The organism is Nocardia sp. CA-145437 (genome assembly GCF_050956485.1).
Taxonomy (GTDB): domain Bacteria; phylum Actinomycetota; class Actinomycetes; order Mycobacteriales; family Mycobacteriaceae; genus Nocardia.
Map to the genome: position 1 here is coordinate 5,546,853 of NZ_CP191204.1, position 11,303 is coordinate 5,558,155.

Annotated in this window: 10 protein-coding genes; 5 read left to right on the forward strand and 5 right to left on the reverse strand. The window is 70.0% G+C overall.

Annotation, left to right across the window (positions count from 1 at the left end; all coding sequences use genetic code 11):
* From ACQPYY_RS25800 to ACQPYY_RS25815, 4 genes are all read left to right on the forward strand, one after another.
* Positions 1-1,101 (forward strand): alpha/beta hydrolase, encoded by a 1,101-nt coding sequence (locus ACQPYY_RS25800; protein WP_433591302.1) that lies wholly within the window; start codon positions 1-3, stop codon positions 1,099-1,101.
* Between the two features lie 60 nt (positions 1,102-1,161).
* Positions 1,162-4,851 carry an arabinosyltransferase domain-containing protein gene (locus tag ACQPYY_RS25805; protein ID WP_433591303.1) on the forward strand — a complete coding sequence of 1,230 codons (3,690 nt, stop codon included), beginning with the start codon at positions 1,162-1,164 and terminating at the stop codon, positions 4,849-4,851.
* Positions 4,852-4,884: 33 nt separating this feature from the next.
* A complete protein-coding gene (locus tag ACQPYY_RS25810) occupies positions 4,885-5,742 on the forward strand; it encodes an aldo/keto reductase (RefSeq protein ID WP_433591304.1) in 858 nt (285 codons plus the stop codon).
* A 114-nt stretch (positions 5,743-5,856) separates the two neighbouring features.
* On the forward strand, positions 5,857-6,972 hold the full coding sequence (locus tag ACQPYY_RS25815) for an esterase-like activity of phytase family protein (RefSeq protein WP_433591305.1): 1,116 nt from the start codon (positions 5,857-5,859) through the stop codon (positions 6,970-6,972).
* A 69-nt stretch (positions 6,973-7,041) separates the two neighbouring features.
* Here the strand turns inward: ACQPYY_RS25815 and ACQPYY_RS25820 are convergent, their stop codons facing one another.
* Together ACQPYY_RS25820 and ACQPYY_RS25825 are read right to left on the reverse strand one after the other, a co-directional pair.
* Positions 7,042-8,166, reverse strand: coding sequence for an alpha/beta hydrolase (locus ACQPYY_RS25820; protein WP_433591306.1), 1,125 nt, complete (start codon positions 8,164-8,166; stop codon positions 7,042-7,044).
* 124 nt (positions 8,167-8,290) lie between these two features.
* Positions 8,291-9,073 (reverse strand): MBL fold metallo-hydrolase, encoded by a 783-nt coding sequence (locus tag ACQPYY_RS25825; RefSeq protein ID WP_433591307.1) that lies wholly within the window; start codon positions 9,071-9,073, stop codon positions 8,291-8,293.
* Between the two features lie 82 nt (positions 9,074-9,155).
* Between ACQPYY_RS25825 and ACQPYY_RS25830 the strand changes: the two genes are divergently transcribed.
* Complete coding sequence (locus tag ACQPYY_RS25830) at positions 9,156-9,869, forward strand: hypothetical protein (protein ID WP_433591308.1); 714 nt, start codon at positions 9,156-9,158, stop codon at positions 9,867-9,869.
* Here the strand turns inward: ACQPYY_RS25830 and ACQPYY_RS25835 are convergent.
* The 3 genes from ACQPYY_RS25835 to ACQPYY_RS25845 form a co-directional block, all read right to left on the reverse strand.
* The gene (locus ACQPYY_RS25835; protein ID WP_433591309.1) at positions 9,866-10,177 is read right to left on the reverse strand and encodes a hypothetical protein; all 312 of its coding nucleotides are present in this window, start codon (positions 10,175-10,177) and stop codon (positions 9,866-9,868) included. The genes ACQPYY_RS25830 and ACQPYY_RS25835 overlap by 4 nt on opposite strands.
* A gap of 9 nt (positions 10,178-10,186) precedes the next feature.
* Positions 10,187-10,534: a hypothetical protein gene (locus tag ACQPYY_RS25840; protein ID WP_379094764.1), complete on the reverse strand. Its 348-nt coding sequence runs from the start codon at positions 10,532-10,534 to the stop codon at positions 10,187-10,189.
* A gap of 71 nt (positions 10,535-10,605) precedes the next feature.
* Complete coding sequence (locus ACQPYY_RS25845; protein ID WP_379094761.1) at positions 10,606-11,220, reverse strand: TetR/AcrR family transcriptional regulator; 615 nt, start codon at positions 11,218-11,220, stop codon at positions 10,606-10,608.
* Between the last annotated feature and the right edge of the window lie 83 nt (positions 11,221-11,303).

Below are 11,303 nucleotides of genomic sequence, written 5' to 3' on the forward strand. Positions count from 1 at the left end.
ATGGGTAGGTCGCGGATCTCGGTGTGGAGTATCGTCATTCGCCAGAAGATGGCCGGAATCGAACCGCTCAGGGGATTTCCGCACGTGCGCACCTCATTACGGACGTCGGCCGTGTGCGCGGCCGCGACTCTGCTCGCTCTCGTCACCGGTCCGGCCCACGCGAGCGAACCCGCACCGGACCGCTGCCAGCACCTGACCTTCCCGGTGCCGCAGGGGACGGTGGCGGCCACGCTCTGCCTGCCCGACGGGCCGACCGACACCGTCATGGTCCTGATGTCGGGCTCCAACTACAACCACGTCTACTGGGACTTCCCCTACCAGCCGGAGACCTACAACTTCCGCCAGGCCATGAACAAGGCCGGGTACGCGACACTGGTGGCCGACCGGCTCGGCAACGGGGCGAGCACCCGCCCGCTCAGCGTCAGCCTGACCGCCACCGCCACCGCGGAAGCGCTGCACGGCATGGTCACCGCGCTGCGGGCCGGACTGGCGGGCAACGCGCCCTTCACCACGGTGGTCACCGCCGGGCATTCGCTGAGTTCGGGCACCTCGGTCATGGAGGCCACCGGCTACCACGATGTCGACGGCGTCCTGCTCACCGGCTACTCCCACACGCTCAGCGTGCCGGACGTCCTCGGCGTCATCAGCACCTATCAGCGGGCCGTCGACGATCCCGGGTTCGCCGGGCGCGGTTACGATCCCGGCTACCTGGTGACCCGGCCCGGCACCCGCGCCGCCGACTTCTACGGCCTGGACCCGGATCCGCGGGTGGTCGCCCTCGACGAGGCCACCAAGGAGACCTTCTCGCTCACCGAATACCCGGACGGCCTGCTCTCCACCCTGCCGGGTATGTCCAGCTTCATCTCCGCGCCCGTGCTCATCGTGGACGGCAGCCGCGACCGCATGGTGTGCGGCCCCGGCTTCGGCACCTGTACCGACACCGCGACCCTGTACGCGGCTGAACAGCAGTACTTCTCGCCCGCCGCACGACTGCGCACCCACGTGGTGCCCGACAGCGGCCACGCCGTCAATCTGGCCCCGAATACCGGCGGCTACCACGCCGTGGTCCTGGACTGGATGCGGTCGATCGCCGGCCACTGAAACGGGGGCCGCGGAAATCCGCGATGAGATTCGCGGAGGCGATGGCTAGCATCGGCGTTCGTGCGTTCAGTTTCCGGGGGAAGTTTTCACATTCGACTGATCGCCCTCGTGGCGGGGGTGCTCGGTGTTCTGCTGGCGGTGCTGGTGCCGCTGCTGCCGGTCCGGCAGGATCGGGCGAGTATCGATTGGCAACCGGCGCAGGCGATTCAGCTGACCGCGCCACTGGTGGACTATGTGCCGCTCACGCTCGATCTCCGGGTGCCGTGCGCGGCGCTCCGGGAGCTGCCCAGCGGCACCGTGCTGTCGACGGTGCCGGCCCAGGCCCCGGGCGGCTCCGCCACGGGGTTGATCGCGCGGATCGAGGAACTGCCGGGCAGCGGGCGCACCCTGTCGGTGACACTGCGCAACAAGCCGCTGATCACGGCATCGGTATTCCAGATGACGGGCGTAGGAACAGCTTCCGAGACCGCGATCACCACGCCCTCGGGCGTCACGCCGCAAGCCGTGCCGCCCGCACCGGGTTCGACCCCGGCAGCGGTCCCGCCATCCGCGACAGGAACTCCGCCCGCCGGCGCCAAGCTGCCCCAGGGCGGGACGACGCCCACCGGCCCCGCTCCGTCCGGCGGCCCGACGCCGCCCGCGGGCGCCACGCCGCCGGCCGGATCGACGCCGCCGCCGGGCTCCACACCACCGGCGGGTCAGACCCCACCGGGAGGCCCGACTCCCCCTGCCGGGCCCGTACCGCCCACCGGGCCGACGCCGCCCGCGGGCACCACTCCCCCGGCCGGATCCACACCGGCCGCCGACGCACCGCTGCCGCCCGCCGGTTCCGGAAGCGGCACCGCGCCCGGACCCGGCACCGGCGCCGGTTCGACTCCGAATATCGTGCCGCACAACGGTTGCGACGCTCTGATCGTGCACTCGACCGCGAGCGGGACGACCGCCGAGCTGACCGGACTCGCGACCCCGGAGGGTAAGCCGTTCCGGTCCACGGTGGCCGAGGATGTGCGGCCGCGGATCGTGGGCGTGTACACCGATCTGGATCAGGCTCGGCTGGGCGATGCCACGCTGCACGCCGAGGTGGACGCGCGGTTCTCGTCACGGCCGAGCCTGTGGAAGCTGGCGGCCATGGCGGGCGCGGGACTGTGCACGCTGGTGGCGTTGGTCTGCCTGTACTTCCTCGATGCCGCCGACGGGCGGCGGCGACGGCGGTTCCTGCCCGCGCGCTGGTGGCGGTTCACCGGCACCGACGCGGTGGTGCTCGCGACGCTGGGCGTCTGGCACGTGATCGGGGCCAATACCTCCGATGACGGCTACATCCTCACCATGGCGCGGGTGTCGAAGCACGCGGGCTATACCGCGAACTACTACCGCTGGTACGGGGTGGCCGAGGCGCCGTTCGGGTGGCCGTACGAATTGCTGGCCCAGATGACCCGGATCAGTGAGGCGAGCGTCTGGCTGCGATTGCCCGCGCTGCTGGCCGGGGTGCTGAGCTGGTGGGTGATCAGCCGGGAAGTGCTGCCGCGCTTGGGTTCCCGGGTGCGGTCGGCGGGACCGCGATGGACGGCGGCACTGGTGTTCCTCGCCCTGTGGTTGCCGTACGACAACGGCCTGCGTCCCGAACCGTTCATCGCCCTGGGCGCGCTCCTGACCTGGTGTTCCATCGAGCGCGCCATCGCGACGCGGCGCCTGCTGCCCGCCGCGGTGGCAGTCCTGATCGCGGCGTTCTCCCTGGCGGCCGGTCCGTCCGGATTGATCTGCCTGGCAGCGCTGTTCGCCGGTTCGCGGCGGGTGCTGTTCGTGCTGGTCGCCCAGGTCCGGGCTGCCTCCGGCGGGGTGCTCGGACATCTCGCGCGCATCGCCCCCGTGCTCACGGCGGGGACCCTGGTGCTGACGGTCGTCTTCGCCGATCAGACGCTGGCGTCGGTCGCCGAGGCCACCCGGGTGCGAAAACTCGTTGGCCCCGACTTCTCCTGGCCCGATGAGCCGACCCGCTGGATCTCACTGCTCTCGCTGACCCCGGACGGATCCCTGGCCCGCCGCTTCGGCGTGCTCGCCATGCTGCTGTGCCTGGCCGTCTGCCTGGCGGTGGCGCTGCGCAAGGGCGGACGGATTCCGGACACCGCGCGCGGCCCGGTCGCCCGGTTGCTCGGCATCGCCGTGATGTCGCCGCTGCTCATGGCCTTCACGCCGACCAAATGGACCCACCACTTCGGCGTCTACGCCGGTCTGGCGGGAGCGCTGGCCGCGGTGACGGCGGTCGCGATGGGCGGCAACGGTATTCGACTACCGTATTTGCGCACCGCGTTCGCGGCGGCGGTCCAGTTCCTGGTGGCGTTCAGCTTCACCGGTTCCAACGGCTGGTGGTACGTCTCCGGCTACGGCGTGCGCTGGCCCGATCGCGCACCGCTGGCGGGTGGCGTCGGCCTCGCGTCGCTGATCTTCGGGCTGGGTGCGCTGTGCCTGGCCGTGGCCGCCTGGCAGTACTGGCGCGAACCCTATCGATCGGCCGGAAACAGCGGCGCTGCCTCGCCTTTCGCCAGGATCGCCATTCGGCCGCTGACCATCGCCGCCGCCGCGCTCGTGGCCTTCGAAGTGGCGACCATGGCTTCGGCCGCCTGGTCGCAATACCCGGCGTACTCCGTCGCGCTGTCGAATATCCGCGCGCTGGAGGGCAAACCGTGCGCGGTGGCCGACGACGTCCTGGTGGAGACCGCGACGGCGGACTCGGTCCTCCAGCCTTACACGGGCGCACCGGCGGATGGACTCGCCGCCGACAACAGCGGATTCACCGCCAACGGCGTCGGCGACCTCGCCCCCGAAGGCGGCCCGGGCGGCGGCGCCGGGAACGGCGGCAAGCCGTCCACTCCCCCACCCGGCGGCCCGGCCGACAAACCCAAGTCCGATCCCGGCATCAATGGCAGCACCGTCGCCCTGCCCTACGGCCTGGATCCCACACGCACACCGGTGCTGGGCAACTACACCACCGATCACCCTCGGCCCAGCCACCTGACGACCCAGTGGTATCGCCTGGATCAGGAGGCGGCGCAACCGGACTCGGCATTCAAGGCGCTGATCCTGACCGTCGCCGGTCATATCGCGGGCGAGCAGCAGGGCCACCGGGTCGAGGGAGCCGCCCTCCGCGTGGAGTTCGCGCATCGCGCCGACGACGGCACCCTCCAGCCCCGCGGCGATCTGACCCCGCCCACGGTCGGCGGCGCACCCGGATGGCGCAACCTGCCCATCCCCCTGGACCGAGTCCCCGTCGGCGCCAATGCCATTCGCTTGATCGCCACCGCGGACGACCCCACCGGTCAGCAGTGGCTGGCCCTCACACCGCCACGCCTGCCGCGCCTGGCCACCCTGGACGCGGTGGTCGGCCACGACGCCCCGGTGCTGACGGATTTCCATGTCGGCCTGGCCTTCCCGTGCCAGCGCCCGTTCGACCACCGCGACGGCGTCGCCCAGCTCCCGGCCTGGCGCATCCTGCCCGACAAGCTCAATGCCCAGGTCGCCACCACCTGGCAGGGCGATTCGGGCGGCGGCCCGCTCGGCTGGTCGGATCTGCTGGCGCGTTCCGAGACCGTCCCCGCCTACCTGGACCACGACTGGACCCGTGACTGGGGCGAACTGCAGCGCCTCACCCCGTACGTCGACGCCCCCGCCGCCCCGGTCACCGTACGGGTGGAGAGCCGCTGGGGCTGGGCCGGGGACGACCCCATCCGCGCCGACCCGGCCCGGACGCCGTAGCCGGGCGGCGCGGGAAGCCTATAGTCGATCGATATGACCTTTCGCAGCGAGAGCAGCACGGTGCCGTCGGTCGTCCTGAACGACGGACATGTGATTCCGACGCTCGGTTTCGGGGTGTTCCAGGTCGCCGACGCGGAGGCGTTCGACGTCGTGACCGCCGCGCTCGGCGCGGGATACCGCAGCATCGACACGGCCGCGATCTACGGCAACGAGGTCGAAGTGGGCCGCGCGATCCGCGAGTCCGGCGTGCCGCGCGACGAGGTCTACGTGACCACGAAGCTGTGGAACTCCGAGCAGGGCTACGACTCGACCCTGCGCGCCTTCGACGAGAGCACGGCCCGGCTCGGGCTGGACTACCTGGACCTGTACCTCATCCATTGGCCGGTGGCCCAGGCGAACCGGTTCGTCGACACCTTCCGGGCCTTCCAGACGCTGAAGTCGCAGGGCCGGGTCGGTTCGATCGGCGTCTCGAACTTCACCCGCGACCATCTGTCCCGGGTGATGGCCGAGACCGGCGAGATCCCCGCGGTGAACCAGATCGAACTGCATCCGCATCTGGGGCAGGCGGATCTGCGCGCCTTCCACGCCGACAACGGCATCGCGACCGAGGCGTGGAGTCCACTCGGGCGGGGCGCGGATCTGAAGGATCCGGTCGTGGTGGAGGTCGCGGAGGAGACCGGGCGCACCCCGGCGCAGGTGATCATCCGCTGGCATCTGCAGCTGGGCACCGTGGTGATCCCGAAGTCGGTGACGCCGTCCCGCATCCGGGAGAACTTCGACGTCTTCGGTTTCGAGCTGACCGCCGACCAGATGCACCGCGTCACCGCCCTGGATCAGGGCACCCGGATCGGCCCCGACCCGGACGTCCTCACCTACGGATTGGACGTTTAGACGAAATTCCCGGCCGGAATCCGCTGAGCGGGACGATCTCTGGCCGACCGGCGTGAGGGTTCGGACGCTTACCGGGAAGCAGCGCTTCCCCGTAACGAAAGGGCCTTCACGCCAATGAAGTTCGCACGCCTGAGCACCGTCGCCTGCGCCGTGACCGTGGGCCTCACCGCACCGCTGCTACCACTGGATTCGACGCCGGCGGGCCGGGCGGACACCGCGATCGGCATTCGCTACGTCAACTCGGTGACGCTGTCGGACGACACCCAGTTCGGCGGCTTCAAGGTGGGCGGCCTGTCGGGCATCGACTACGACAACGCGAAGAAGAACTACCTCGCCATCAGCGACAACCGCGGCGAACAGGGACCGGTGCGGGCCTATACGCTGCGGCTGCCGATCGGCGCGGACGGCCGCCTGGGCGACCCGGCGTTCGACACCCTCATAAAGCTGCGCGACGCCGACGGCAACCCGTACGCCCCGCGCGCCTCCGACACCGAGTCCATTCGCTGGACCCCGAATCACAAGGGCTTCTACTACACCAGCGAGGGCGAGGCGAAGGTCGGCCGACCGGGCTTCATCCGCGAGGCGAACCTCGACGGCTCCTACGTCCGCGACATTCCGGTGCCCGAGGCCTTCACGCCGGTGCTCGACGCCCAGGGCGTCCCGCAGTCCGGCATTCGTGACAACCTCGGGTTCGAGGCCATGGACGCGGCCGGTTCGTCCATCGTCGCGCTCAGCGAGAACGCCCTGACCCAGGACGGTCCCGCGGCCGGATCGGATGTGGAGAGCCGCGCCCGCCTGGTGCGGATCCACCACACCACCGGCGCGGACCTGGGCGAGTACATCTACCCGGTCGACAAGGTCGCCCCCGGCGCGCTGCCGGTCGCCACCGGTGTCGCCGAGATCCTCTCGATCGACGGCGACCGCTACCTGACCCTGGAACGCAGCCTCGTCCCGAACCAGGGCTTCACCGCCCGCATCTATGAAACCTCCACCGCCGGTGCGGATCCGGTGACCGGTGCGGCCTCGGCTCCGGCGTCGGCCAAGCCGATGTCCAAGCGGCTGCTGTTCGATTTCACCGCCAACGGCATCGACCCCCAGTGCGCCGAGGGCATGACCTGGGGTCCGGAGCTGCCCGGCGGCGGCCGCTCGTTGATCCTGGTCTCGGACAACAACTTCGGCCAGGCGGGCAAGACGGCCTTCCACCTGCTGGCCGTCGACAACGCCCGCTGACCCGCGCACCAGAAGATCCGCCGCCGGCCGGTGAACCGGTCGGCAGCGGATCTTCGGTGTCACGACCCGCTAGTTCTGCGGCGGCGGGCCGGCGGGACCGTTCGGCGGCTGCGCACCGCCCGGACCGTCCCCGGGCGGCGGGCCCGGCTGCGCACCCGGCGGCAGCGGCTTGCCGATGTGCTGGGCCAGGTCCGGCAGCATGCGCGTCGCGACCTGTTCCCAGTTGCCCCAGTTGTGGACGCCGATGCTCGGGAAGTCGTAGCTGACATTGTCGTAGCCGAGCGCCTGCAGGCGGGACTGGAACGCCTTGGTGTTGGCCAGGGCGATGCCTTCCAGGGGCATGCCCTGGATGATCGCGTCCGCCGAGGACAGGTCCTGTTGCGCCGGGGTCCCGCTGCCCGCGGCGATGTAGAGCCGCGTGTTGTTCTCGATCAGCTTGGGCGCGAAGCCGTACGGGTCCATGCGCTGCCATTTGGCGCTGCCCGCGGCCGCCATGGAATCGATGTTGTAGCCGCCCGCGGCGAGCAGCGCCAGGCGCAGCGCCTCCCGCATGCCGGGCGCCGCCAGGGACAGATAGCCCGACATCGAACCGGCGTAGACGAACTGGTCCGGATGGTAGGCGGCCATGAGCAGCGCCGCGCTGCCGCCGCTGGACAGTCCGAAGATGCCGTTGCGAGAGTCGCTGAACCCCAGCCGATCCCGTAGCGCGTCCCGCAGATCGTGGGTGAGGAAGGTCTCCCACTGATAGGTGTAGGACTTGCCGGAGCTCTCGTCCCAGCCCGCGATGGCCGACCCGGAGTCGCGGCTCGGGAACAGCCCGGCGTCCGGATTCACGCCGCCGAAGCTGCTCGGGGCGTCCCAGTCCTGATAGAAGCTGGACTCGCCGCCGACCGGCAGCACCACATTGATATTGAATTTGGCCAGTGCGGCCGGGATTTCGGTGTGCAGCTCCCAGCCGTTGTAGTCGTTCTGGGCGCGTTCACCGTCGAGCAGGTACACCACCCGATCGGTATTGCCGTCCGCCGCCCGCACGATCCGGGTCTTGATCGACCCCATGCCCGAGTCGACGAAGAAGTCGAATGCCTTGGGATTCGGCTCCGCCGCGACCGGTCCGGCCGTCACCACCGCCGCCCACGGCACCACGGTCGCCAGCGCGGCTCCCACCAGGCCCCGTTTGGCCCATCCACCCCGCATATCCTGTTGTCTCCCCTCGATCCTCCCCGCTGCCCTGTTCCCGGCGCGGCGGTCCGCCAGGCAGCATATCCGGTGCGCCCGGGCGGGTCCCCCCGAATACCGTTGCCGCCCAGCCGGGATCGGCTCAGGCGGTGGCGACCGCGTCCTCCAGCATGCCGGGGTCGTGCGCGCACACCATCAGCAGATCCGGGCCGCTCGACCGGTACAGCTCGGCCAGACGCGCCTGATTGGCGTGCATCACCGCGCGGTCGTGGGCGAGGAGGTTCTCGGCGAGCGCGTGCATGCGCGGCACCGGCGACCCGTCCAGGCGGCCCGGGTGCAGGAAGGCGTCGCCGCAGTGCAGCACCCAGCGGTGACCGGCGTCGACCGCGACCGCCGCGTGGCCTCGGGTGTGACCGGGCATGGGGATCAACACGATTCCGGGGCTGATCTCGGTCAGCTCCCGCGCGGTGAACCCCCGCCAGCTCTCCCCCGCCGGCGCGTACTCGACGATCTTCGGCCCGTGCGCCCAGAGCCCCGGGCGGAAGCGGTTGCGCTCCTGCCAGGTCGGCTCGTGCATCGCCCCCAGCGCCTCCGCGGCGGTGACATGCAAGGTGGCGTGCGGGAAGTCGGCCATGCCGCCGATGTGATCCCCGTCGAGGTGGGTGGCGACGATGTGGCGGACATCCTCGGGCGAGTAGCCCAGGCCCGCGAGCTGACGCACCGCGGTCTCCGCCGGATCCAGGATGGGACGGTTCATGAACCGACTGGGCCCCAGCCGCCCCGCGGGATCGGCGATATCCGCCAGGCCGAATCCGCAATCCACCAGCACCAGACCGGCCGCCGCGGTTTCGATCAGCAGCACGTGACAGACGTACGTCGCGAACGGCAACCGCATGGTGCCGCAGTTCAGGTGGTGAACCTTCATGACCCGATCGTGCCCCAAAGTTCTTGTTAAGCAAACCGGAAGATCACTCGCGAAATCTGGCCTCCGACGGAAAGGGGCCCCCATGGAATCGTTGATCTTCTCGCTGGGTATTTGCGTCGGCGTTCCATTGCTCCTGCTGGTCGCGGCGGCGACCATGGCGGCCCACAGCGAGCGGGACCGCAGGGCCCGGGTATGGCAGTGGGCGATGACCAATGGATGGCAGTTCCAGGACGGCGGCTCCGCACCCTGGATCAACCGGCTGCCGGGCCGCAGCCGCCGACGACTCGGCATCGCGGTGACCGGCATGCTGGGCGGCCACTGGGTGACGGTCGCGGAGTACTCCTACCAGACCACCTCGAGCTCGGGCGATTCCACGACCACGCACACCCACCGGTACATCGTCGTGCTGGTCCTGCTGGATCGGCCCCATCCGTGGCTGGCGGTGCAACGACGCGGCTTGATGTCGCAGTTCGGGCGGGCCTTGTTCGGCGACAAGCCGACCGCGACCGGCAATGTCATGTTCGACGCGCAGTATCAGATCAGCGCCGCAGACGCTTCGCACGCCAAGGCCATGATCAGCCCGCCCTTGATCGCCGCGCACATCGCTGACGCGGTGCCGCAGTGGACGCTGCAGGGTAATGGGCTGCTCGGCTACTTCCCGGCGGGAAAGTTCAACAACCCGAACCTGATTCCCGGCTATGCGGGCCCCTTGCTGCATGTCGCGGACCTGCTCGGCCCGGTGGACTTCGCCGCACCAATCGACCGCCGGTCGCCGTCGCGACCGGCGGATGGTTAGGCGGGTTCGAGGGTGAATTCCGGACTGCGCCCGCGCGCGTCCAGCCGCCCGTCACCCCAGCTCGAGCTGCCGTAGGCGTCGACCTCGATCGCATACGTCCCCGCGGGCAGGTCCTCGGGCAGCTGGACCGAAGCGCGATCCAGCCGATCGACCAGACTCAGATAGGTTCGGGGCGAGCGGGATTCGACGGCGACCAGGAACACCCGCGCGGACTCGAAGCGCGGTGCGTCCGTGTCCGAGGACCAGCACACGCGCAGTGACCGATGCGCCCCATCGGCGAATTCCACGGTCACGCGCAGCACCGGCACCCCTCCAGGCTAGACCGTGTCGTCGAGCGTCACCCGCACGCTGACCCGCCCGTTGTCGCGCTCGGTCACCGCGTGCCCGCTGCGATCCACGCCGTTCAGGTGCAGCGAGATCGGCCCGCCCTCGCCCAGGAAGTTCCGCCACCAGGTCTTCTTCTCCGGCATGGCCACTCCGATGACGATGTCCTTGCCCGACCGCATGTACCCGACCGGAATGGAGAACGTCTTCCCCGACCGCCGCCCGGTGTAGGTGATGACCACCAGCCCGCGCCCCACGAACGGCCCGATGACCGGGAGCTTGGTCAGCGCCACCATGCCCGCGTTGAACCCGCCCGCCAGCTGTGCCACAACATTTTTCATAACCCTGCCCTCCTTTTGGAGGCACGGTAGCACTCGAGAGCAGCGCTAACGATCCCCGGTGAGCGGTGCGCCTAGTTCATGACCGTGGATTGGGCGATGATGGCCGACCCCATCCAGCGGCGCAGGTAGCGGCGCAGTTCGGCGTCGGAGCGGGGCGGGTTGCCCGGGGAGATGAAGAAGGACTGCATGGTGCGGAGCAGGAATTCGACGAGTTCGGCCAGGGACTCGTCGTCGTAGCCGTAATGCCGCCAGTCGACGTCGAATCGCTTGATCATCGTGAGGCCGAAGGCCTGCGCCTCCTCGGAGGTGATGCCGGCGGGGTCGGCGTTGGAGGAGGTGGCGGCCAGCAGCAGGCCCAGGTGCGGGGTGCGGCGGACCTCGGTGAGGGTGTAGGCGATGCCGTGGGTCATCGCCTCGACGGGATCGGTCATGCCGCTGACCTGCGCTTCGAGGCGGTCCAGGAAGCCGGCGACCGAGGCGATGGCGGAGGCCCGCATGAGGGCGTCGGCGCTGGGGAAGTAGCGGTACACGGTCTGCCGGATCACGCCGAGGGATTCCGCGACGTCGGCGATGCTGATCTCCGAGCCCGTGCGCGCGATCAATTCGACTGCGGCGGCGACGATTCGAGCCGCCGCCTCCTCGTCGTTCTCCGGCGGACTCCCGCCCCACCCGCGCCTGCGTGCCATGGCCAGACCGTAACACCCGGAAGGGTCGCATTCGGCGCGCGATCCCGCTGAGCAGGGATTTCAAATCATACACTTGTACGTGG